This window comes from Methanocorpusculum bavaricum DSM 4179, from assembly GCF_000430905.1.
Classification (GTDB): domain Archaea; phylum Halobacteriota; class Methanomicrobia; order Methanomicrobiales; family Methanocorpusculaceae; genus Methanocorpusculum; species Methanocorpusculum parvum.
In genome coordinates, this window is the sequence record NZ_AUMX01000003.1 from 137,282 (window position 1) to 160,443 (window position 23,162).

Sequence of the window (23,162 nt, forward strand, 5' to 3'; positions counted from 1 at the left end):
TTATTCTGCTGCTGCAGCAAAAATCTCGGCGACCGGCTTTTCGCCGTAAACAGTAATTTTTGCATTGACCTGAACGAAGTCAGCAGCGATCTCATTGCCGCGCTGGCTCTTTCTTCTTCTCTCACCGTTGTGGGTTGCGTTGAAGCCGAATCCGTCGGAGATCAGGAGACCTCTTCTGCCGTTACCCGGAAGGTCCGGGCGTGCCGGGGTGCCGGTCTTGTCAGATCCGCCGGTGATCGTGATCTTATAGCCGCTCATGCCGAACGGTGCTCCGTCGACCTCAGTACCGATCTTCTTTCCAAGAAGAGCGCCTGCTGCAGCGCCTGCTGCATCTATTTTGTACGAAAGACCGGTTTTCGGGTCTGAAAGTACGAGCTTAAAGTCTACCATTGTATATACACATCTCCTCGATATCTATGATGCCGAAGTACCCATATATTTAGTATCTCCACATTTATACTACTTGCCCCAGAAAGGTTGTGTTTTCCGGAAGATGCTCGTGTACTCCTCGAGCGCCTCGACGGTGCCTGCATTTAAATGGGAGAGCATTTCCGTCTCCAAAACCTTCACATGCCGCTCCGGAATTGCCACGTAAAGGGTCTCGCCGATATCGATCTGTCTGCCGATTGTGACGCCGTCTATCGAAACGGCGACCTCTGCGCCCTCTTTTGCCTCGGTCACACTCTCTTTGTTCAGCTTGATCTGTTTGATCTCGCCGACGATTTTTCCCTCACGCGTGGCAACACTGACCTTGGGACGCAGAATGCCGCCCAGGACGCGCACGCCGACGACCGCCGGCCCGCTCATCCGAAACACACATCCCGGCAGGATGGAAAACTTCGCCGGCAGAACGACCGTCTCGAACTGTTTTGCTTCTTTGGCCCGGATCATCTCATCCTGCCATGCAAGATACTCGTCGATGAGTTTGTAGATGACACGGTTGGAAAAGATCTTCACATCCACCTCACCGTCGCGGACCATGACCTCGGCGTCAGGAAGGAGCGGAACGTTGAAACAGAGAGCTGCTTTGAACAGATCCTCTTTTATCACGCTGATATCGATCAGATCCCGGCGTGACAGGGGACCGACGTTCGCGCGCATGATCGGGATCTTCTTTGCGTTCAGTTCATTGGAGAGAGCTTCCAGCGCGCCGATCGTGTCCGCCCGGACACTTACTCCCACATCCGAGAGGGTGATGTTGATCTCCTGCATCTCCTCGTCGATCTTTGCCAAAACCTCATCGTGATCACCGCGGATCACGCGGATAGGCGATCCCGCAACGATCGATTCAAGATTCGGCGCGGAGATCTTCACACCCGCCGCCGCCACGACGGATTTGACCCGCATAAACTGGTCTTCGACGAGGATCTCTTTCATGGGCCGGGGCTGAAGGAGAGCGCGGACTTTCGTCGATACCGCTCCTTCGCTGCCGGCGATTCCTATCTCATCGCCCACACTGATGATCCCGTCGTAAAGGATTACATCGAGCGTCGTTCCAAGCCCTTTTTCCTCCTTGACCTCAAGAACGGTCCCGACCCCGGGGCCGGTGATCGTCGTCTGGAGACCTTCGGCCAGATACCTCTGGGCAAGCCCGATCATGATCATCAAAAGATCGCCGATGCCTTCGCCGGTCATGCTGCTCACCGGGACGATCACGAGGTTTCGCTGGAAGTCACTGACTCTGTCAAATCTCTCGGAGTTGAATCCCATATCCGAGAGTTTGCCGACCAACTGATACACGCGGTTTTCACACTCGGTCTGGACACGTTCGGTCTGATTCTTGTAAGCGGTCTTGAACGAGGCATTGGGAGTTGGCCGCCAGCCGGGGATCTTGTCGATCTTGGTCGCAGCAATGACAAACGGGGTTTTGCAGTTCCTAAGGATCTGGAGTGCTTCGATCGTCTGCTGTTTGAATCCTTCGTTCACATCGACGACCAGGATCGCGATGTCTGCGAGTGCCCCGCCTCTTGCCCGAAGCGTGGTGAATGCGTGGTGACCCGGCGTGTCGATGAACAATAGTCCGGGGACATTGGTTTTCAGTTTGCCCAGATCCCCGCTCATTTTTGCGATCGAGTCGAAAGGAATGAGGGTCGCTCCGATATGCTGGGTGATTGCGCCCGCTTCTCCTGCGACAACTTTCGATCCGCGGATACGGTCGAGGAGCGATGTTTTTCCATGATCTACGTGCCCCAATACGCAGACGATAGGAGTCCTGATGTGTTCTGCCATGATATTGAATCCCCATTCTCTGATGACTAACCATTCAGAGATAAATAGTGAGTATCTATTGGCAGTGCAGGATTATTAATATAAAGGGGAGAGGGAAAATTCAGGCGGCGGAAAAAAGATATGTTAATATCTGAAAAGACCATATCTATTAGAGTGTTTGAGCCACATCGGCGCAGGCAGAGATCAGGCTAAGGTAGGGTAGCTGGACATCCTTTAGGATTGTGGATCCTTAGACCCGGGTTCGACCCCCGGCCTTGGCCCTCTATTTTCGACGTTTAGCGCCCTTGTTTCCTTAATGCTCTTGTTTGAGAGTGATTCTATATATTCTTTTGCCGCATCTAACGTTCTTTAAGGAAGGGTCTTTTTCAAAGGTATAAACCCTTACCCACTAAGAGAAAGTGTCTTAGAATCGTTCTATGAAGGTCATAATAGACCCTTAGAGACGTGCGCCCGCTTTAATTGAATAACGGGGGCTTCTATCAGTCCTAATCATGAAAAAAGATATGTGCGGCAGTATGTGCCCTGCCTGCCGGTTGTTGAAGAGTCAGTTTTCTAAGATGTATCCAACTATACCGGACCCGGCGCTTTCCTCATCTTCGGGGGTATCCGGTCCGGTATAATCTATGTCTTCGTGCGGGGTGTTATCCCTATTGTATTCCTCTATCCCATCCGGGACATCATCGATAAAGACAATGGATTTATCATCCAAGGTTATTCTATGTGCCTTCTCAAAGGCATGTAATGCCCCTTCAATCGTGTCATAGACGATCCTGTCTGTTACCTCTTCCCCTTCATATACCGGCCGCACAAAGATGATAACGGGGGTTTGAGATGAAGCAGTGATAGCCTCAATCCTCCGCTGAATATCTGAGAGTGTCGGCCTCATTCTTTACCTCCCTGCCGTGCTTCTATCTCGTCCAACCGTTTATTTATCGCTTCTAAATCGGTGTCTCTCAAGGCGGCTAATAGCGGGGTGCTCATCTGAGCAAGGGCCCTCATGTAAGAGAGCCTAGTGCTATCGCTTTCTGCCGCCTGCAGTCGTCCTACCGTGGCTTTTCCGTGGCAAAACTTTACCGCATCCGATAAAAATCTAATGAGCTCTGCCCGGTTAACCTGTGTATAATCGGTATTTTTATCTAACATCGTTATTTACCTCCTCGCATATTGTCCGCGGATTAGTCCATGTTTTACTGGATATATCCCATTCGTATATCTCATGCAGAGCTTTCCTAACATCGCATACCGTGCGAATCTGACTATGAGTAAGTCCTTCCCCTACACGGCCCGGCCATGGCGGCAGACCGGACCCGGGGATACTCGTCTTACAATCCCATTCCCAAATAATCATAGCGATTGACATAAGATAATCCTGTGCGGTATTCTCCTTCGTGAATGTGTGGATCACATCACAGTTTTCATCTAGCATCTGGCAGATATCAGCAACACGGGACCCATAAAAATACTCGGCCCTAATATGTTTGATAATTTTGATACGCCGGACCGATTCAATATCTGTGTGAAGGGTATTACCCGGGGATTTTAACCCGCTTTTATTCATGTCTAATACCTCCTTCAATCCTATTTTCTCTAACCTCGGTCCGGATAGCTGATAAATCTTCATTTATCCCGGTTAACTGTGATACTACTGTTTTCATGTGGATTCTCCTGTATTTTTGTGGTCTGTCTCGGCCCGGTTCTCCTTGTCCTGTGATCTCTGTTCGGCGTGAATCTGGTATGCAATGTGATTGAAGTATCCCAGATTTCTTTTATCGATACCTTCAACAAGTCGATTACGCTTTCTGGTATTCGGATTGCCTGATTTCCTGCTCATGTTATAACTCCTCCTGTTTGTGTAAATTGTGTAAGTGCATAGATAAACACCCATAAAATACCCGATATACTACCCCCTATTGCTAAAAAGACTAAATAATAAAAAATATTAATCAATTTACATGTGCGGTTATCTCTCTCTGAATCGGTCCGCTTCGACTCACTTCGACTCACTTCGACTCGGTCGAAAGTCGAAGTTAAAAACCCTTTACGGGTTTCATTCTCGATTCTACCAACGTTGGAAGTTATTTTTAAAAACTTCGACGCTTCGACTAATACCCCCCTCTTACCATCCTTCTCATTCCCCCCGTTCTTTTTTGTGTGGGGGGGTGCGTCGAAGAGTCGAAGTGTATATATGTATATATATATAGTAGTAGAATAGAGGTATTTTAAAGAAACAACCCATTTACGCGGCTTTTCACTTCGACTACATACATTAGTCGAAGCTCGTCGAAGAGTCGAAGTTAACACCTCATTTTTAAGTGTCGTCATACTCTCCCTTTTTTCATTGCGTTTATGGACTCCCTGATTCTGATATTATCATCAACATCTCCGACCTTTTCGTATATCTCGAAGAAGTAGGCATTCGTCCGACCTTTCCCTTCCTGCCTGACAGTGATACCCCTATCTGATAATAATTCCCAGATATCCCGGCGTGCCGCAGTATTTTTGTGTGCGTATTCAGGAAACTGATCGGATAGTTCTTTCTGTGTTATTGCAAGTTTTGACGTTCCACATAATTCATTTTCGATGTATCCTGCCATCAGATCGGCTAGTTCGATATAATTATCCGGGTATGTTGATTGGTTACGTATCCAACTTTTCACTAGTTTATCTGATTTCTCAACAATCATGAGGGCGTCATTAAGTGCCGCACTCGAAATAACCGGGGATTTGAGATTCTGCTGTGTGTCGGTCCCTAACAATGAGATAATTATTGCTAACCGCTTTGCTTTCTCAAACCGGCGTGTAATTAACGCCTTCGAAGTAGTATCTTTTGTGGCAGCGCGTTCACGTTGATATCTCATATCGATCTCTGTCGTGTCTATCCCGGGTTCAATGCCGCACTTAGTAGCTGCTTCTATACCATCACATCCTTGTATCAATAATTCACCATTGACAGAATTATGAATTCTGAGAATGTCCATCAGTGCCTTGATGACATCTTTAGGGACCGGTTGGTATTCCGGGTTTGGTCTGACTACGTCCCCGGGGATCTCAAAAAACAAGAACCGGCTAAATTCTCCGGACGTAAATGTGTCGGGCGTTAAGTTTTTGGTGATCTCTCTAGGGGTGCCGAAGACCAACAAAGACATGGCGGGGCGTTGGACGGTCTGATACTTTGCGGCAGTTTGCGCGGCTCCTACATCAGCATATCCCTTTGGCGGCAGTGCAGTGTGAGCGGTGGTGAATGCTATCGTCAGTGTTGTCAATGCTGTCTGATTCAATACAGATGAAGACATGGCTTCGAACACCTTACCGAACTCGTCAATCAAGGCGAGGCTTTGAGGTTGCGTCACAATTGCCGCGTGAACGCCTGCGTCTGAAGTAAATGATGCGACATTCATTATCAACTGCATGCATCCTAGAGACTGTGAGAGCTTCGTGGCTGCCGTTCGCAGATCTTCCTTACCGACACCTGTATCAGCGGAGATACAGAAATAACTCGTGGAGTATGATTCTTCAAACGAAAAGAAGCGGGCACATACAACACTCCCAAAGGAAAGAGCGGTTATGTATGCTGATTCTCTGTGCGGCCGTCGGGCACTACCTATAAACCAATGAGCTATCTTTGCGAGTGTGCCATGTAACGGGGGGAATCCTTCAAGTTCAAATGTGGCATCACTCGACATTAGTCCCCCGGCTCATCTCTTCGAGAATCCATCTTCCTTCGAAAATAAATTGTCTTGCGATTATCTGCTCTAAAGGGTCCAGATGATCTAAAACATCATGGGTGATAATCCTTTTATTTTTAATCATTCAGTTCAACTTCTCCAGCTTTACGTAATACATTCTCAATGTAGGCGGACCGGGACACAAGTCCCCGGCGGTAGTCGATCGCATCAACAAGCCCGATTGATAGAGCAATGTTATAACTGGCCTTTTTTCTTGGCATATATACTAATTAGAGTTAGACATAGTTACTAATATAAGTAAAACTAATAAAGTATTAAAAGTGTATCAATATGTCAACTGAAACAAGATTGCTCAAACTTACCAAAAAAGACCAAGAAAAAATGGACTTTGCCTTTAAGGTGGCTCGTGAATGGTATTGTTTACGGCCAGAAGCTGACTGTTTACGTTTTGCTAATACATCGGAATTACAAAAAGAACTTGATACGGAGATGTTCAAACCCCATATATTCTATAATGAAAAATATGTTATGTCAATCAAACCGGACGAGGCCGGAAACATCCCGCTGGAATATGGAATTCTTTTGGATTTTAAGACTGAAACAATTCATTTTTTGATAGAGAGTATTGTGAATCCTGCTCGTGGTGAGGTTATCCAACAATATCGAGTATTAAAAGGAAAGGTAGACGGACATAATATCATTCAGAGATATGAGAATACCTTATACGCCACAATTAACAAGGCAATGAAACAGGGCTATATTGTTACACCTATCGACACGTATTCACCTATTAACCAATGTTTAACCTGCGGGGCAGATTTACCGGACGGCCTGACAACAAGACAAAAAGATAAGAACCCGTTTTGTTCTAAAGAGTGTAAAGATAAGTATAATAGTGTTGATGAAGATCCCCATGAAAAAACAGGATATACGCCAATATTTAACAGATATGATTACGAAAAAGCAAACAAAAGAACTGCCTGCAAATGGTGCGGCTGTAAACTAGGTATTTCAGATAACCCGGGCCGGCCGCAAGAATATTGTTGTAAAGCTCATAAACTGAAATATCAGCGCCTCGAGAAAATCATACAGGAATTACAGGCATCGGGTGACAAGAGATTAACACCCGGGTTATCATTCATGTATAATATTGGTCGCCCCGGAATAGAGATAGAGAGACATTTGCGCCCCCGGTGTCTTATGTGCGGTGGTATTATCGAGGATGATAAACCCATACACGCTCAATTCTGCTCGAAGTGTGCCCCTAAAAAACAGAATTACTATAGGAATAAGAAAAAAGAGAGTTAGCCTTGTAGGGCTTCTAATGCTTCTACCTTCTTTTTCAGGTCTATAAACATCTTGATATATCTTTCATCGGCTCGTATCTCTTCTTTAGCATCTTCAATCTCTAAGGCTGTTTCTTTGTCTAAGATCGCTCCGCAAACCTCACAGAACCGGGCCGTTGGATTATTAGTATGGTGACATCTCGGGCATATCTTACTCTTGAATGAATCTTTCATCTCCATTTCATCAATCGGCAAACCTGCCGCCTTGGCTATGGCTAAATCTATATCATTATTGCATAAATGGCCGTAATTGGCTAACATGTCACTTGTTAAACTTCCCCAACACATCAATTTGATAACCGATTCACTAAACCCGGCTTGTAGCAGCCCCGTAATTCTCGAATGCCGCCATACATGGCAGTTCACACTTTTTTGTATGCCGGCCCTCTTGCCTATGTCCTTGATGTGATTTCTAAGATAGTTATATGTCAGGTTCTTGTATGTAACGGTTCTAACTTCGGTATCCTTGCCTTTATCCTCAATCTTAAAAATGGTTGTAACAAAAACGGGTTTATCCCCCTCGGGTTCTCCATCTGGATAGATAGATCTCCATGCTGCCAAATATCCCCGGGATGTTGTAAGGGGAATATACCGCGGTATTCCTGTTTTGGATGAAACATTCAGTTTAGCAAAGTGAGAATCAAATTTCACATCTGACCATAACAGCCCTGCCAATTCATTGATTCTAAGCCCTGCCTCATAGAGAACCGATAACATGGCCTTGTCTCTAATACCGGTTGATCCCGTGCAGGCGCATATCATCCTTAGAACTTCGTCATTAGTTAGCATCTGCTCGGCTGTCTTAGTTACTCTGTCAGGGCTTGGCGGCCGTATTTTTCTTATCTTCTCGGGCGGCAGGTTACAATATCCTTCTTCAATAGACCACAAATAGAACCTCCTCAAGAAGATGATATAATCCCTTTTTACGTTCTGGGATAAATCGCCCGGGGTTTTTTGATTCTTGGCGTTAATTTTCTTTCCGCTCTTAATCGCATTTACCCCGGCGTATACATCGGCTATCTTGTTCTCCATGAATGGAGTTTTGATAAATCGGCTTATGTTGCTTAATGCGTTGGTGAGTTTGTATGCCCGTGAGTCACTGATATTATTCTGAATCTTTAGAGAATCCACGAACTCTTTAATCAGTTCGGCGTCTGCTTCGGTCATCTGTCCGTTCTGAATCCGGCGAGTTATCCCGCGCTCTGCGTATTTCTCATACTGCTCGCTTGTTCTTGAAAATGAAACGATTTTTGCCATGTTTTGATCCCTTACTACCTTATTGTTTTTGAGTAGTGTTAAGTAGGAAACAAGGATGAATAAAGGCTCAAAAATAGATATGGCCTCGAATGCCGCCCGTTGTGGGCTCGGCCTTGGCCCTTCGTTTTTCAAAAAAAAGTTAGGAGTTTTTTGCCGTCTAGTTGATCAGCCAGATCGTCGCGGTCAAAGCGGTTGCAAAAGTCACCCAGAGGATATACGGGATGAGCAGATATGCTGCGACCGGTTTGATTTTGTAAAAGAGATACATCGTTACACAGATCATTACCCAAAGGACGATGATCTCGATCGTGGCTCCAAGAAGCAGGTGCCAGCCGAAGAACATATACGACCACAGGACATTGAGTCCGAGCTGGATCAGAAATACGACCGTTGCGATCTTAACCTCTTTTTTCTCCCAGCCCTGCGCGAAGATGTAGCCGGCGGCAAGACCCATCAGGATATAGAGTGTGGTCCAGACCGGACCAAACAGGAAGTTCGGCGGCTGCCAGGCGGGTTTGATCAGTTCAACGGCAAACCAGGAGTCAGGGCCGGTGATCGTAACGATCGTGCCGAGAAGTCCTGCAAGAAGAGACAGGATGACGAATCCGATCATCAGATACACAGTTTTGGGCTGTATTTTTGTGTTCATAGATGATACTTCGCATCACAAAGTATTTAATCCTGATTTTAGATGCAATTTTTCTTTTGCGGGGATCTTTAGGTCCCTCAGCCGAGCAAACCGAAACTGAATTGAATGGGACTTACGCGGCGTGATCTCAATCCAATTCTGGAGGGGTATTCCTGGGGGTGGACACAAGAGATTCGCGGTTAAATTATCTCATACACCAACGCTAATGCCATACACAAAATCGAAGTTCATCTCAGACGTACGTCAGTTTTTTTCGGTTAAGAGCAAACCGCGCAACTCCCACTAAAAAAAGATTAGAGCAGGGTCGCTTTTACGATCACGACATTCTCTAAGGGCTTGTCACTGTAATTCGTCTTGACCTTCCCAAGTTTTTCCACAACATCCATACCCTCGACGACTTTACCGAACGCCGGGTGGGCTTTATCGAGATAATTATTGTTTGCAAGATTGATAAAGAACTGACTGCCGCCCGTATTTGGTCCGGCATTTGCCATAGAGATCGTACCTTTGTTGTTTTTATTGTCCGGCATGAACTCATCCGGAATCTTATACCCCGGCCCGCCGCATCCGGTCCCGGTCGGGTCGCCGCCCTGGAGCATGAACCCGTCGATGATCCGGTGGAAAATGACCCCGTCATAAAATCCGTCCTTCACCAGTTTAGCAAAATTCCCGGTCGTCACCGGCATATCCTCACGGAGCTCGAGAACGATATCCCCGTGATTCGTGGAGAGAAGTACTTTTTGTGCTGTCATGTATCTAGTTGTGTGCAGACAAAAATAATAAACATGTATCATGACAAACGTAGTGACACCAATGAAAAATCCGTTCCATGTCATGATCATTCCGACACTCGGCTGCCCCGGGCGCTGCAAATACTGCTGGAGTTCGGATGAAAAATCGCCGCGGATGACGCTTGACACGATCGACGAGATCGTTCGATGGCTCAAACCCCTCCGGGATCAGCGGGTCACCTTCACCTTCCACGGCGGAGAACCGCTCCTTGCCGGCGCAGAGTTCTACCGGACAGCTCTTCGAAAGATCTCAGAAGAGCTTGCCCACCTTACCCCCGAGTTCGCCATCCAGACCAACCTCTGGCTCATGACCGACGAACTTGCAGAGATCTTTGCTGAATACCATGTCCCGATCGGTTCATCCATCGACGGACCAAAAGAGCTGACCAACTACCAGCGGGGCAATGAATACTTTGAACGCTGCCTTGCCGGGTACAAAATCGCCGCTGATCACGGACTCTTAGTCAGATTCATCTGCACGTTCACCAACTCTTCCGTCAAACAAAAGGAGGAGATCGTCAACTTCTTCAAAGAACAGGGCTGGGTCATGAAACTCCATCCGGCTCTCCCCTCCCTCAAAGGAGAAAACCCCAATGCCTGGACCCTCTCTCCCGAAGAGTACGGGGAACTGCTGGTCTATCTTCTCGACGAAGCGGTCGAACATCCGGGCGAGATCGAGATCATGAACATCAACGACCTCTGCCGCTGCGTGTTTACCAGAGCGGGAAGCGTCTGCACCTATGCAGACTGCATGGGAACGACGTTTGCGATCGGACCGGACGGAGAGATCTATCCCTGTTACCGGTTCATCGGGATGCCGGAATGGGTGATGGGCCATGTCAGGGACGCTCCACGAATCGAGAGCCTGATGGAAAGCCATGCAGGCAAACGGATGCTCGCATTCAAGGAGTTTGTCGACACCGCCTGCAAAGACTGCGCTCACATCTCCTACTGCAGAGGAGGATGTCCGTACAACGCGATCGCGCCGACCGGCGGATCCCTTGAGGGCGTCGATCCGCATTGTACCGCCTACAAACGGATCTTTGACGAGATCACCGGCCGTCTGAACGCTGAGATGAACGCTCCGCCTGCGGCGATGCGGGTTTCCCGGGTCAAACGAAAACAGCAGCCGAGCGTGACGGCTCTTATCAAAAAAATCATCGATGAGTAGGAGGAAACCCGGGGCGATGCCCCCATCCCGCAGAGTATATCACTTGCTACGACCCATAATCTACACAATCACTCAAAGGTGCTACCAATAAGATGCGGCTCGTAATGAAATTCGGTGGAACATCGGTCGGCGATGCGGAATGTATCGCAAAAGTCGTTGATCTCATCAAAAAATCCCGTGAGGAAGGCAATGAAATCGCTGTTGTAGTCTCTGCAATGACGAAAGTCACCGACCAGATAATCACGGCGGCGGAAGGGATTATCAGTTGTACTGATAAGAAAAATCTGGATACGTTCATCTCCTTGCTCAGAGAACGGCACCTTACGGCGCTTGGGATAGTTGCGCCGGATTATATCGACGAAGTCACGACCCACATAGACATCCGGCTCGAACGTCTGAGAAATATTCTCATCGCCGTCAATAATCTTCATGAGCTCACGCCGCGGTCCCGGGACTATATCATCTCCTTTGGTGAAAAACTCTCAGCTCCGATCGTCTCGGCTGCGCTTCGCCAGGCAGGGATCCCGTCGTTTCAGATCAGCGGCTGCGATGCAGGCATCCTTACCGACGGTGTTCACGGCGGAGCCACTGCTCTTCCGGAAAGTTATCCGCGGATCATGGAACGTATCGGGTCAAAGCTCGGCGCTCAGGTCCCGGTCATTCAGGGATTCACCGGCTGTTCCGGTGAAGGAGCCGTAACGACGCTTGGACGCAGCGGATCGGACTACTCCGGCGCTATCATCGGGGCGGGCATCGATGCTGAAGAGATCATCATCTGGACCGATGTCGACGGCGTTATGACCACCGACCCGCGACTCATCCCCGAGGCACGCGTGATCGACTCGCTTTCGTTCCTTGAGATGATGGAGATGTCCTACTTCGGGGCAAAAGTCATCCACCCGCGTGCCCTTCTCCCGGCAATGGAGAAGAACATCCCGGTCTATGTGAAAAACACCTTCAACCCGGCGCATCCGGGGACCGTGGTCATCAGGGAAAGCCATGCCGACAAACGTATCGTGAAAGCCGTTTCCCTGATCAAAAACAGCTGTATGATCAGTATCAGCGGATTTGCCGCCGGGAAACCCGGAGTGGCGGGCGATATCTTCACCTCGCTTGCGGCAGCAGGCGTGAATGTGATGCTGATCAGCCAGGGTTCATCCGAGATGAACATCTCGCTGATCATCACCGAAGAGCAGGTGAACGCAGCGAACAAAGCCCTTGTCCAGATCAAAAACAAAGGACTGATCCGCGAGTACACGTTTGCCAAGGATGTGAACGTGGTCTCGGTGGTCGGCGCAGGAATGGCGGGGACTCCCGGCACTCTCTACCGGATCTTCCACGGGCTTGGTCTTGCAAAGATCAATGTGATGATGATCTCCCAGGGATCGGAAGTGAACGTTTCGTTTGTGGTGAAGGAGGCGGACGGGATCCGCGCCGTTCGGGCGATCCATGAAGAGTATGATCTTGATAAAGAGGACGCATGACTAAAAAATATTCGTACAAGGAGGCCGGGGTGGATATCAACCTTGAGGCCGACGGGGTGAAAGCCCTGATCCGTCAGCTGAGTTTCAAACGCAGCGGTGAGCATGGCATGGTCGGCGGAGTGGGACACTTTGCCGGAATGATCGATTTCGGCAGCAAAGTTCTTTCGCTGTGTACCGACGGGGTCGGGACCAAGATGCGGATCGCTGATGATCTGAAGGACTGGACGACGGTCGGGATCGATTGTATGGCGATGAACGTGAACGATATGTATGTGATGAACATCGAGCCGATCGCGTTTGTCGATTACATCGCAACGGAAGGTATCGATACGGAGCAGATGATCCAGATCGGGGTCGGGCTGAATGAGGGGGCACGCCTTTCGAATGTGAATATCGTCGGGGGAGAGACCGCGACGCTGAAGGGTATGATCAACGGGCTGGATCTTGCAGGAACCTGTCTTGGCGTGCAGGAGAAGGAGAAGGTCGTGACCGGCGAAAAGGTGGCTCCGGGAGATGTTATCATCGGGGTGGCAAGCACCGGGGTCCATTCGAACGGGTATACGCTGGCACGCAATGTCGCCGAAGAGAACGGCGGGTATGCGGCGGTCCTTCCGTCGGGCAGGACGGTCGGCGAGGCGCTGCTTGTTCCGACAAGGATCTACTCGGAGGTTCTGGATGTCTGCAGTAAAGCGGTGGTTCACGGGATGTGCCATGTGACGGGCGGGGGCCTTTTGAACTTCCTGAGGATCTCGGGTTACGGTTTTGCGATTGAGGATCCGCTTGATGTTCCGGAGATTTTAGCATGGATCGCGGAGAAGGGAGGGCTTGATACGAATGAGCTTTACCGGACGTTCAATATGGGTATGGGTTTTGCGTTTGTTGTGCCAAAGGAGAGCGTGGAGACGGTCCTTTCGATGGTTGACGGGGCAAAAGTCGTCGGCCGTGTGATCGAAGAGCATAAAGTGACGCTGAAAGGCGTGGAAATCACCTGATCTTTTTCTTTTTTTTTTAGGGCTTGGGCGGCCCGCGGCGGGTATCCTATTTTTGCATTTAGGAGAGGGGATGCTCTTTTTGCGGGAAAGGGGGACAGGGGCGGAAGGATTTGTCGGGTGTGTGTGTGATTCGGGAAGTGTAAGGCTGGGTGTGGACACATGAGAAAGCCCACCGCGTTCGCAAATCAGAGATTTGCTCTCCGACTCGCTTCGCTCGCTTGAATCGGCGCACTCGCAAACCTTCGGTTTGCTCTCCGCTTCAGGTCTTCGACCCTCGCTTGAATCCGCCCTACGGGCGAGGCGAATCGGATTTGCTTTTCCTCACTCTCGCAATCCAGCTTCGCTGTCTTGCTCGTCCCTTCATCGGGAGCGGGTTGGGCGAGGAACGCGGACGACCTTAGCGGAGGCGGACCGACCCGTAGGGGCGGGCTCAGCGGAGGAGGGTTGGATGCGAAGAAGACAACCTTAGCCGAGCAAACCGAAGGTTTGCGACCAAATCGTTAGATTTGCGAGACCGTTCGGGCAAATCCTGTCGGCGCCCCAGCGGCTCCAGTGAGGGAAAAAATGCGTTTTTGGTTATTTTTTAGGTTCAGACCTACAGTCGTTCCGACTTCTTCTATCCGGATTGAATGGGTTTTAGGGATTTTTTCCCCAGTTATTTCCCGACAAACTTTTCCCGCAGCATCATCAGGACCTCCGGCGATTCCAGAGCCTGCAGGATCCGAAACGTCATGTCGTCGACGCCCATCTCCCGACGGGTCACATCCGCGACCACGAGCGAGGTCATATAATCGCTGATCGAGGTGAACGGGGCATCGTCCCCTTCGCACATCTCCTTGATCTTTTGGTAATACTTAGGACTGATCCGAAATCCTATCTGCTCTTTTTTGCTTTCGATGGTGACCATTATTGGACATTAGCATGTCAATTTGATAACATAAAGATTTCCCGCCGTTTTTGGAGCGATAGATCCGGGTCGATCTCATGCTTAACCGACGAAATCACCTCGCAGTATAATGATCGGGTCCTTTTTCGGCAAGATGATCGTATAGTTTTCTCAAAAAAAGTCGACCTTGGAAAAATGAGGGGAATGTATATGTCAGGATCCACGATCGGACAGATATTATGGTGATACTTTTCTCATGACACGGGCGTGCTGTTTGATGATCATTGACGCGAAGAGTGCGATCATACCTGTATAATCTTCATTATCTCCCCTGTTCAGTGCTTCAAGATATTGTTTGCGGAAGTTTTCTGCGAGGAAGAACATTCTGGGAAATTTGTCTCTGATGAGGAGGTAGTTGAAGATCTCCCTCCCGGTCCTTCCGTTTCCGTCATTGAAGGGGTGAATACATTCAAAGTTGTGGTGGAAAAGGACAGCCTGTTCGAATGGGCAGTATCCTTCTGATACTTTTTGGTAGTATTCGTCGATGATTCCCTGGAGGCTTTCTTCTATCATGTCTGCCGGGGGGAGCAGCCCGTCATATCCGACAATGACAATGGCGTTGGATCGGCGGAACACACCTGCCATTTCGATGTCGATGTTGGTCATGATGAACTGGTGGATCTTCCGGATGAATTCTACGGTGACGGGTTTTTTGTAGGAGTCACGGTAATTTTTGACGAGTTTGAAGTTCTGGACTTCGTTGATCTCACGCAGAAGTTTGTTGTCGGGGGCGATGTTATCGCTTAGGAGATGTTTTGTCTGGCGAAGGTCGAGGGTGTTTCCTTCGATGGAGGTGGTTCCGTGGACGTACTGGTATTCGCAGTTCTTTTCGTATTCTTCGAGTTCGTGAGAGGTGAGGGTGTCTTGTGATATTTTATGAATATAGCGGATCTGTTCTATTTCACGACCGATGGATTTGGGGATGTATGCATATTTGAGGGTTTGTGATCTGAGTTCTCCGTATTTTTTCGAGGCATTGATGAGGATCTCTGAGCCATACTTTTGCATTGCATCTGTTTGTTCTTCGGGTGTCGGAGGTGAACCTGTCTTGATGAGGCGGGAGACTTTGGTTCCCCTTTTCCCGACACGTATGTCTTTGACGAGGTAATATTTGTCCCCGGATGCGGAGGGGCGTTTTTCTATTCTTAGATGATGGTCCATAAGTGCTGCAATCTATTAGGTATGTAACTTTGTGGTGATTATGGTATTGTTTACATACCTGATTTTTAGGTATGCAGTTTTGCGTGTTTTATGGTTTGTGTTACATACCTTGATGATGAAGAGTTATATGGAGGTTTTTTCTGAATCTGGGTGATAATTATGGTTTTTCTAAATTCTTCTGCCGGGTTTATGAGGGGGAGGGAGGTGCGGATCTGCATACCCGGAGAGGATCAGGTATGAAAAGATTGGGGGTGTGGATACATGCGAAAGAACGAATCGGGAAACCGGAAAGCTTCGCTTCGCTCTCCGTGCGAAGCGGTGAAAATCCAGGAAAAAAAGAAGCTCCTCCCCCCTGAAAGTAGGGAAGGGGCGGCACCATCCGGGTGATAATTGAGTTCTAATGACAGAGTATTTTCGATCTGAACGGAAAATCGCTAAAACCGCTGCAGATCGATCGGACAGGGGGCCCAACCATATCCCTCCTGCCCTCACTATTCTGATTCGATGCTGAATTATATAAACCCCTGACCGCGCGGTGCGATAATGCCTCCGCTTTTGGCGGAAACACGGTGCTCAGTGAGAAGGGAGGGGTTTTGTGGATGCAAAAAAACGGGTTTTCGATTCTGGATCGAGTCGGGTAATTAGATTCGGGAAGGGTACGGGTGGGTGCAGAAACATGAGAAAAAACCAACCGCGAACCGCAAATCAGAGATTTGCTCTCCGCTTCGGGTCTTCGACCCTCGCTTGAATCCGCCCTAAGGGCGAGATAATCGGATTTGCTTATCCTCACTCTCGCAATCCAACTTCGCTGTCTTGCTCGTCCCTTCATCGGGAGCGGGTTGGGCGCGGAACGCGGACGACCTTAGCGGAGGCGGACCGACCCGTAGGGGCGGGCTCAGCGGAGGAGGGTTGGATGCGAAGAAGACAACCTTAGCCGAGCAAACCGAAGGTTTGCGACCAAGTCGATAGACTTGCGAGCAAATCGTTAGATTTGCGAGACCGTTCGGGCAAATCCTGTCGGCGCCCCAGCGCCTCCCGATGATGGACGGCGGGCATCACACGAAATTCACGAAAAAAATACGAAAACACGAAAAAGAGAAATGTTCGTTGGACGGTCTCCATTTAGTACCCTCCCCCGTCCCTCGCAAGGCAAAGCCTTGCTCGGCTAAGGTCGGCCGCTTTCAGCGTCCAACCCGCCCCCACACGAAAGCCACTAACTCGCAAACCTTCGGTTTGCTTAGCGGAGGTCGTCGACTTCGTCGCCAACCCGCCAACGAAATTCACAAAAAGGGGGACAGGGGCGGAAGACTGGGGAGATCATTACGCGCTGAGAAGGAAGGAGTTGGGTCGGACTTTGATTCCCTGACATGATTGTTTGCAAAGATATTACATACTTCGAGATGATTATTATCTATGGCAGGTCCTATTTCGTCTCAAGAGCAGATAATCCAGATAGTCAATACAGCTCTTCAGAACAGAAAGGACAGTACAGTCAATATTCTGAATGATAAGCTCACTCTCTCCGTTTTTTCCGAACTGGAAAAAAATCTGCAGAATGTCTCGGAAATCAACTTTATTGTCCGTGAAGAACAGAGTGTTCCTGATAAAAAAGAGCTGATCCATGAGTTTGAACTGACGACAAAACCGTCTGATATTCTCTTTAACAGTTATGAAATAGCGGAAAAAAACAAACTCCGGTATTTCCACAAGGCACGCACGATGCATGACTTCATCAAGTCCAACGTGAATGTCAGAAAAACCCTTAATTCGAATATGGTGAAAGGGAACGTTCTCCTGATCGATGATGATGTTCAGATCCAGGGAACATCCTCACTGGAGATCTCGAAGCCAAAAACCATTCACGGTCTTCCTCAGATCAATTTTGACACGTTTATCAACAGTTCCATGGATAAGGAACAGATCACCCGTTCCCTCAAGTTATTCCATACGCTCTGGAATACCAGCGGATATACACAGGATTTCAAAGAAGAGCTTCTTGAGAGTCTGTTGTATATTTACAAAGAGTATTCTCCGGAATTTTTGTATTACTATACGCTGTATGCCCTGTTTGGGAATCAGCTGGATTCGAGTGTGGAGCATTTTGAGAATGACAACACCCGGTTCAAGAAGACAAAGATCTGGAATTCTCTGTATAAGTTCCAGGAAGATGCCGTTGTTACTGCTATTCAGAGGATAAATCAGTATAACGGCTGTATTATTGCGGATAGTGTGGGTCTTGGAAAGACGTATGAGGCATTGGCCGTTATCAAATATTTCGAGATGAGAAACGACAATGTTCTGGTTTTAGCTCCGGCAAAGCTCTATGACAACTGGGATTCATTCAAGAGTCCGTATGTCGACAATCCAGTTGCAAGTGATCGGTTCAATTACAAGATCCTTTCTCACACTGATCTGTCACGAGATACGGGATATTCACGAAGCGGGATCGATCTGTCACGTGTCGACTGGGGGAACTTCGATCTTCTGGTGATCGATGAATCGCATAATTTCCGGAACAGAACCGAAAGTAAAGACCATGTTACAAGGTATCAGAAACTTCTCTCAGACATTATCAAAAAGGGCGGAAACACCAAAGTCCTTCTGCTTTCGGCAACTCCGGTGAATAATTCTCTGGTGGATTTACGTAATCAGATCAGTATCATCACGTCAGACCGCGATTTTGCTTATGAGAATGGAGGTATTCCAAGCATTTCCCAGGTTCTTATCAAAGCTCAGCGTGAGATAAATGACTGGTCCCGAAATTCCAAGAGAAATAAAACCGTTCTTCTGGATAGTCTGCCGTCGGAGTTTTATAAACTTCTTGAGATGGTGACGATCTCACGGAGCCGCAAGCACATTACGAGTTGTTATGGTTCGGAAAATCTGGCGGTATTTCCAAATAAGCGCGCTCCGTTGACGTTTAGACCGGGAATCGATTCTGAAAGCAGGGTGATGAAGTTTGAGGAGGTGAATGAGGAGCTTGAGACGCTGCTTCTTTCGGTATATTCTCCAATGGCTTATATTCTCCCGGAGTATCAGGCGGCATATCGTGAGAAGTATGCGACAAAGATCGATAACCGCGAGGTGTTTTATCACGAGCAGCGGGAGAGTATCAATATCAAACTTCACCGGTTCAATCTGTGTAAGAGGCTTGAGAGTTCAGTATTTTCGTTTGGGAAAACACTTGAGCGGATCCTGGGACGTATTGACGGGTATCTTATTACTTTGGAGAGGGGAGATAAGCTGTCAGTCTCGATTCGTGAGAACGGTGACCAGGATGAGAGTGAGTTTGCAGAGATGGCAGATGCCCCGTATCTGGAATACATATACGAGATAGATGTCCGGCATCTGGATGTGAGGAGTTATATCGAGGATCTGTATGCTGATAAAGAAAAAATCGAGAAGATCCTGACTCAGGTGAATACAGTACTAGGAGAGAAGCGTGATGAGAAACTGGCGGCTGTACAGGAGTTCGTTCTCGATAAAGTAGAGAAGACACCCTATAATCCGGGTAATAAGAAGGTCCTGATCTTTTCGGCATTTGCGGATACGGCAAATTATCTGTATGATAATTTATCTCCTCTGCTGCAGGCAAAGGGTATTCATACGGGGATCGTGACCGGCGGAAATAAACCCCGGACGACGATAAAGAAGGTCAATCTGCAATATAATGAGGTCCTGTCGCATTTTTCCCCGAGATCAAAGGAGCGGCCTGATACACGTAATTTCGGGGATATCGAGGTTCTTATCGGGACTGATTGTATTTCCGAGGGTCAGAATCTGCAGGATTGTGATTGTGTGGTGAATTATGATATTCAGTGGAATCCGGTTGTTCTGATCCAGCGGTTCGGGAGGGTCGATCGTCTGGGCAGTTTGAATAAGCAGATCCAGATGGTGAATTTCTTCCCGGATATGGAGCTGAATGATTATCTGCAGCTCGAGGAGAGGGTGAAGCGTAAGATGGTGGCGGCAAATCTGGGTTCGACGGGTGATGAGGATCTGCTGAGTCCGGATATGAATGATCTGGAGTTCAGGCGTGTGCAGCTGGAGAGACTGCAGAAAGAGGTGGTGGATCTGGAGGAGATGAGCGATTCGATTTCTCTGACGGATCTGAATATGAACGGGTATCTGAATGAGCTGTATGAGTTTGTGTCGGCACATCCGGAAGTGAAGAAGGTCCCGTCAGGGGTGTTTTCGATCACGAAGAGTGGTGAAAAAGGGTGTCTGTTTTGTTTCCGTCATTTGAATGATATGGCGAAACCGAAGAGCGACAGTTCGCTGTATCCGTATTATCTGATGTATATGAAAAATTCGGGTGAGGTTTTTATCGGGATGCATAATGCCCGTGAGGCTTTGTCGGAGTTCAGGAGGTTGTCGTATGGGCAGGATGTGCCGGATAAGCGGCTTTTCCAGCTGTTTAATGCGAAGACACGGAATGCGTCCGATATGGAGAAGTATTCGAAGCTTATCACAAAGGCGATCTCGGCGATTACGGGAGCGGAGCGAAAACGTTCCGAGGAGAGTATTTTTGATTTCACCGGGTTCAGGGATGATTTTGCTCATGCCGCCGAGGATGATTTCGAGCTGATCTCCTTTTTGATCGTGGAGTGAGTTGGATGTTAGGTATTCCGGATGAGTGTCTGGTTAAGCGAAGTATCGATGTGAAGCGTCTTCCTTTGGGGGATTTGAAGCCCGGAGAACGGAACCGGTTCCGTGGTCTGATTCGGGAACTGAAAGTCGCTGCGGTTTTGACGGATAAGGTCCTTCCTGCGTATTCTGCGGAGGGGTGTTTGGTTCAGGCGGTCCAGGTGTTTGAGGTGCGTGTCGATTCTCTGCGGTCAGCGGCGTTTGTCTGCGGGGTTTTGCAGAAGATGACGAAGACGCTTTGTATCATTTTTGTGAGGGATGATCGTCAGGAGCAGTTTTCGTTTGCATTGAAGCGTCTGAATCTGCAGGATGCGTCTGAGGTGGTCGTTACGGAGGAGTTTTTGAGCGTTCCGCTGACTTCAGGGGTCTCCGGGAGCGGTATGCGGCTGATGGAGAAGTATGCCGGATGGGATTCTGTGGTGAATATGACGAGTCTTTATTCATGGTATCTTGAACTGATGGTGAAGTGTTTTGTGATTACGCACAGGAAGGTGTGGTCGGGGATGGAGGGGCTGCTTGAGTCGAAGGTGTGGTATAATTCCGATGAGGTTTATTCGATGTTTTGCGTTTTGCAGAGACTGACTGCTTTGTCCGAGGAGCGGAGCCGTTCGCTTTCGATGGGCGAGTCTATGCGGCTGAACGGGGAACTGCGAGAGGTGTATGAGAGGCTGAAGGTGTTTGCCTGATGGATGCCGGAGAATTTTTTTTGGTTCTGCTCGTCAGTGTTGCGGGAGGAGTTGTAAGTGTATTTTTGCTGAAGGAGGTATTAACCAATTATATCGTGGCTCAGCTGATCGATAATTTAGAATCTATGGTATTGCAGATAGATTATGAGGTCTCCCCGCTAAGTAATCCGGAATGGGCGGCGATTCGGGAAGATTCACAGAATTTTACGCGGTTTGCATTTGATTCGATTCGTTTTTCAGTCGGTTTTTCCTCTGTTTTCGGATCATATGTATGTATAAAAACGTTCTTTGTTAGATGGTTTTAGAATGTCCAGCCTTCCTCTTTGAAAAACTGAAGGTATGTCATCGTTCGGATCTTATACCAGCTACAAACTGTTGGAATATGTATCCCCTGTATTTTTCTTTGCTCTTCAGAGAGTCGGCAAAATTTATCTGAGGGTACATTTTGCTTTTCATGAGTGATAATTACGTATTCCTGTGGTTCAAAAGTAGTTTGTGTATCTCTGTGGTGAAGGACATATCCTATGAGAAATGGATCGGCTTGTTCTTTTTCTGCGTTTGGGTTGATCAGATTCGGAAATTCTCTGATGACTTTTTTTCCGGCATCTACGACTGATGTGGAGTTTTCTACTATGTATTTTTCATGTTTTTTGATCCAAACTGCCGGCGGATCGTTTGCTTCAATTGAGTATCCTAAATCGGTCAGTTCTTTGTCGACCCATTTCAGTAGTATCAGTCTGCCGTTCGAGAGCAGTGAGATGAGATAATCTTCGAGTTTGATCCAAAAATCAGGATATGTTGAGGGGGGATGTATTTTAAATATTTCTAGTATTGAGGAGGTGTCTATCACATAAATTTGTGTTTTCATTTACAGCCCCACTTTGGCTGCGACTTTTTCAGCAGTTTTTTGTGAGACGTTGAGACTGCGGATTCTGTCAGCTTGGGTTATGTGGCCTTCGTTATAGTTTCTCTCTATGAGTGTGATGTATTTTACACCTTTTTCATGAATGCATTTGTCTTCCGGGGGTACAAATCCACGTGTTTTTTCTTTTTCTGTTTTCTCCGCCTCTGCTTCTTCTTCTTCTTCCGGATTGAGGATGCCGTATCCGTTTTTGTATTGGGTGTTGTTGATTAAGCCGAGTTTATTCAGTCGAACAAGCGCAGCTGTTTTACTGACTTTAAATATTGATGAGATTTTTGCAGCGGCATCTATGGTTTTTCCTGACTGAAGGAGTGTATCTATTTTTGGTATGTTGTGGATGGATTCTTTTGGCATGAGGAAGGCGCCGGCAAATTGGTTGCACCAGTTTTCCACTTCTCTGATCCGGGGATTTTCACTCTCATCGCTGTTTTCCATGCAGACACATTCTTCTCCAATGAGCAGGTGTGCATATTCGTGGAATATGGTGAATATTCTTGAGAAGATGTGGTCTTTTGAGTTGGTTATTATGGCCGCATAATCTCCGATCCTGACAACGAATCCTCTTGCTTCAGTTTGGGGCATACTGTATTGGAATACCGGGATCCCGTTGTCTGTTATGAATTCCCGCCAGTATTTGTATGCTTCATTTTCGTTTTTCCAGTGTAAGTCTGCCGGGATGTTTAACAGTTCACGTTCTTTTTGTGCGGTTTTTTCCGGGTCGTCATCTTTTGAGTATCTGCGGATGGTTTTTAAGTGTTCTTCGTTGAGATTTTCACTCATTTCCCGATAGATTTTGAGGTCGTTGTATGCTTGTCTGAAGTATCTGAATGTTTCTTTTGAGAATGGCTGTGCATCCGGATTTTTTCGAAAGTCGCGGGGTATTATCTCTCCATCAGGTACTTCAGAGAGGAGGAAGGAGGCGAATGGTCTGTGGTATGCGTCTGCTAATGTCTGTATCTGGGATATTGTGAGTTCCGGTGAACGTGATCCATTGAGCCAGGCATCTATTTTTGATTCTAATGTTTTTGGGAGGAGTTTTTTTATTTCTTCGTTTGTACACCCGGAGGTATTGAAGAGCCAGATGAAGACAGCTGATTCAATCTTTATGGTGTCAGTCATTTTTCGTTATGGAAGTATATTGATGTATGAGGTTATGGAATTTTTGGAGGGGTAATCACGCATGTCTTTACCGGGA

19 protein-coding genes and 1 tRNA gene are annotated in these 23,162 nt (G+C 47.8%); 8 read left to right on the plus strand and 12 right to left on the minus strand.

The genetic code is table 11. From position 1 onward, the window contains the following. On the minus strand, positions 1-390 hold the full coding sequence (locus H575_RS03730) for a 30S ribosomal protein S6e (protein WP_042698113.1): 390 nt from the start codon (positions 388-390) through the stop codon (positions 1-3). A 69-nt stretch (positions 391-459) separates the two neighbouring features. Beyond that, positions 460-2,229 (minus strand): translation initiation factor IF-2, encoded by a 1,770-nt coding sequence (gene infB, locus H575_RS03735; protein WP_042698117.1) that lies wholly within the window; start codon positions 2,227-2,229, stop codon positions 460-462. Between the two features lie 187 nt (positions 2,230-2,416). On the opposite strand from infB, the gene H575_RS03740 reads away from it, so the two are divergent. Then, positions 2,417-2,489: transfer RNA gene (locus H575_RS03740), tRNA-His, on the plus strand. A 284-nt stretch (positions 2,490-2,773) separates the two neighbouring features. Here H575_RS03740 and H575_RS03745 read toward each other — a convergent pair. The 3 genes from H575_RS03745 to H575_RS03765 all read right to left on the minus strand — a co-directional run bounded on the left by H575_RS03745 (position 2,774) and on the right by H575_RS03765 (position 5,912). Beyond that, positions 2,774-3,115, minus strand: a complete 342-nt coding sequence (locus H575_RS03745) for a hypothetical protein (RefSeq protein ID WP_042698118.1) — start codon at positions 3,113-3,115, stop codon at positions 2,774-2,776. Further along, complete coding sequence (locus H575_RS03750) at positions 3,112-3,372, minus strand: hypothetical protein (protein ID WP_042698121.1); 261 nt, start codon at positions 3,370-3,372, stop codon at positions 3,112-3,114. The genes H575_RS03745 and H575_RS03750 overlap by 4 nt, the downstream gene beginning before the upstream one ends. A 1,175-nt stretch (positions 3,373-4,547) precedes the next feature. Beyond that, on the minus strand, positions 4,548-5,912 hold the full coding sequence (locus H575_RS03765; protein ID WP_042698129.1) for a hypothetical protein: 1,365 nt from the start codon (positions 5,910-5,912) through the stop codon (positions 4,548-4,550). Positions 5,913-6,245: 333 nt separating this feature from the next. On the opposite strand from H575_RS03765, the gene H575_RS03770 reads away from it, so the two are divergent. Beyond that, entirely contained in the window at positions 6,246-7,223 is a 978-nt protein-coding gene (locus H575_RS03770) for a hypothetical protein (protein WP_042698131.1), read from the plus strand. Here the strand turns inward: H575_RS03770 and H575_RS03775 are convergent. The 3 genes from H575_RS03775 to H575_RS03785 form a co-directional block, all read right to left on the minus strand. Further along, positions 7,220-8,650, minus strand: coding sequence for a site-specific integrase (locus tag H575_RS03775; RefSeq protein WP_155897843.1), 1,431 nt, complete (start codon positions 8,648-8,650; stop codon positions 7,220-7,222). The two genes, H575_RS03770 and H575_RS03775, sit on opposite strands and share 4 nt — an antisense overlap. Before the next feature lie 25 nt (positions 8,651-8,675). Continuing rightward, entirely contained in the window at positions 8,676-9,167 is a 492-nt protein-coding gene (locus H575_RS03780) for a TspO/MBR family protein (protein ID WP_042698138.1), read from the minus strand. 293 nt (positions 9,168-9,460) lie between these two features. Further along, positions 9,461-9,919 (minus strand): peptidylprolyl isomerase, encoded by a 459-nt coding sequence (locus tag H575_RS03785; RefSeq protein ID WP_042698141.1) that lies wholly within the window; start codon positions 9,917-9,919, stop codon positions 9,461-9,463. A gap of 61 nt (positions 9,920-9,980) precedes the next feature. Here H575_RS03785 and H575_RS03790 point away from each other — a divergent pair, with 61 nt between their 5' ends. The 3 genes from H575_RS03790 to purM all read left to right on the plus strand — a co-directional run bounded on the left by H575_RS03790 (position 9,981) and on the right by purM (position 13,605). Further along, on the plus strand, positions 9,981-11,129 hold the full coding sequence (locus H575_RS03790) for a TIGR04083 family peptide-modifying radical SAM enzyme (protein WP_042698144.1): 1,149 nt from the start codon (positions 9,981-9,983) through the stop codon (positions 11,127-11,129). Between the two features lie 104 nt (positions 11,130-11,233). After that, complete coding sequence (locus tag H575_RS03795; protein ID WP_042698147.1) at positions 11,234-12,613, plus strand: aspartate kinase; 1,380 nt, start codon at positions 11,234-11,236, stop codon at positions 12,611-12,613. Then, a complete protein-coding gene (gene purM / locus H575_RS03800; RefSeq protein WP_042698150.1) occupies positions 12,610-13,605 on the plus strand; it encodes a phosphoribosylformylglycinamidine cyclo-ligase in 996 nt (331 codons plus the stop codon). Before H575_RS03795 ends, purM begins: the two co-directional genes overlap by 4 nt. 655 nt (positions 13,606-14,260) lie before the next feature. Here the strand turns inward: purM and H575_RS03805 are convergent. Together H575_RS03805 and H575_RS03810 are read right to left on the minus strand one after the other, a co-directional pair. Continuing rightward, complete coding sequence (locus H575_RS03805) at positions 14,261-14,512, minus strand: hypothetical protein (RefSeq protein ID WP_042698152.1); 252 nt, start codon at positions 14,510-14,512, stop codon at positions 14,261-14,263. Positions 14,513-14,728: 216 nt separating this feature from the next. Next, positions 14,729-15,712, minus strand: a complete 984-nt coding sequence (locus tag H575_RS03810; protein ID WP_042698155.1) for a Fic family protein — start codon at positions 15,710-15,712, stop codon at positions 14,729-14,731. A gap of 1,413 nt (positions 15,713-17,125) precedes the next feature. Here H575_RS03810 and H575_RS03815 point away from each other — a divergent pair. From H575_RS03815 to H575_RS03825, 3 genes are read left to right on the plus strand one after another with little or no spacing between them, the layout of a single operon-like run. Further along, complete coding sequence (locus H575_RS03815) at positions 17,126-20,323, plus strand: helicase-related protein (protein ID WP_042698158.1); 3,198 nt, start codon at positions 17,126-17,128, stop codon at positions 20,321-20,323. Positions 20,324-20,328: 5 nt separating this feature from the next. After that, positions 20,329-21,045 carry a DUF4391 domain-containing protein gene (locus tag H575_RS03820; protein WP_081406647.1) on the plus strand — a complete coding sequence of 239 codons (717 nt, stop codon included), beginning with the start codon at positions 20,329-20,331 and terminating at the stop codon, positions 21,043-21,045. Further along, positions 21,045-21,350, plus strand: coding sequence for a hypothetical protein (locus tag H575_RS03825; RefSeq protein WP_042698162.1), 306 nt, complete (start codon positions 21,045-21,047; stop codon positions 21,348-21,350). Before H575_RS03820 ends, H575_RS03825 begins: the two co-directional genes overlap by 1 nt. On the opposite strand, the gene H575_RS03830 is transcribed toward H575_RS03825, so the two are convergent. Further along, positions 21,347-21,913, minus strand: coding sequence for a DUF4411 family protein (locus H575_RS03830; protein ID WP_042698163.1), 567 nt, complete (start codon positions 21,911-21,913; stop codon positions 21,347-21,349). The genes H575_RS03825 and H575_RS03830 overlap by 4 nt on opposite strands. Beyond that, positions 21,914-23,086, minus strand: a complete 1,173-nt coding sequence (locus tag H575_RS03835) for an ImmA/IrrE family metallo-endopeptidase (protein WP_042698167.1) — start codon at positions 23,084-23,086, stop codon at positions 21,914-21,916. Between the last annotated feature and the right edge of the window lie 76 nt (positions 23,087-23,162).

Bases quoted from the DNA above. Each gene is read 5' to 3' on its own strand.
- H575_RS03730 (WP_042698113.1), bottom strand. From the start codon at position 390: ATGGTAGACTTTAAGCTCGTACTTTCAGACCCGAAAACCGGTCTTTCG.
- infB (WP_042698117.1), bottom strand. From the start codon at position 2,229: ATGGCAGAACACATCAGGACTCCTATCGTCTGCGTATTGGGGCACGTA.
- H575_RS03745 (WP_042698118.1), bottom strand. From the start codon at position 3,115: ATGAGGCCGACACTCTCAGATATTCAGCGGAGGATTGAGGCTATCACT.
- H575_RS03750 (WP_042698121.1), bottom strand. From the start codon at position 3,372: ATGTTAGATAAAAATACCGATTATACACAGGTTAACCGGGCAGAGCTC.
- H575_RS03765 (WP_042698129.1), bottom strand. From the start codon at position 5,912: ATGTCGAGTGATGCCACATTTGAACTTGAAGGATTCCCCCCGTTACAT.
- H575_RS03770 (WP_042698131.1), top strand. From the start codon at position 6,246: ATGTCAACTGAAACAAGATTGCTCAAACTTACCAAAAAAGACCAAGAA.
- H575_RS03780 (WP_042698138.1), bottom strand. From the start codon at position 9,167: ATGAACACAAAAATACAGCCCAAAACTGTGTATCTGATGATCGGATTC.
- H575_RS03785 (WP_042698141.1), bottom strand. From the start codon at position 9,919: ATGACAGCACAAAAAGTACTTCTCTCCACGAATCACGGGGATATCGTT.
- H575_RS03790 (WP_042698144.1), top strand. From the start codon at position 9,981: ATGAAAAATCCGTTCCATGTCATGATCATTCCGACACTCGGCTGCCCC.
- H575_RS03795 (WP_042698147.1), top strand. From the start codon at position 11,234: ATGAAATTCGGTGGAACATCGGTCGGCGATGCGGAATGTATCGCAAAA.
- purM (WP_042698150.1), top strand. From the start codon at position 12,610: ATGACTAAAAAATATTCGTACAAGGAGGCCGGGGTGGATATCAACCTT.
- H575_RS03805 (WP_042698152.1), bottom strand. From the start codon at position 14,512: ATGGTCACCATCGAAAGCAAAAAAGAGCAGATAGGATTTCGGATCAGT.
- H575_RS03810 (WP_042698155.1), bottom strand. From the start codon at position 15,712: ATGGACCATCATCTAAGAATAGAAAAACGCCCCTCCGCATCCGGGGAC.
- H575_RS03815 (WP_042698158.1), top strand. From the start codon at position 17,126: ATGGCAGGTCCTATTTCGTCTCAAGAGCAGATAATCCAGATAGTCAAT.
- H575_RS03820 (WP_081406647.1), top strand. From the start codon at position 20,329: ATGTTAGGTATTCCGGATGAGTGTCTGGTTAAGCGAAGTATCGATGTG.
- H575_RS03825 (WP_042698162.1), top strand. From the start codon at position 21,045: ATGGATGCCGGAGAATTTTTTTTGGTTCTGCTCGTCAGTGTTGCGGGA.
- H575_RS03830 (WP_042698163.1), bottom strand. From the start codon at position 21,913: ATGAAAACACAAATTTATGTGATAGACACCTCCTCAATACTAGAAATA.
- H575_RS03835 (WP_042698167.1), bottom strand. From the start codon at position 23,086: ATGACTGACACCATAAAGATTGAATCAGCTGTCTTCATCTGGCTCTTC.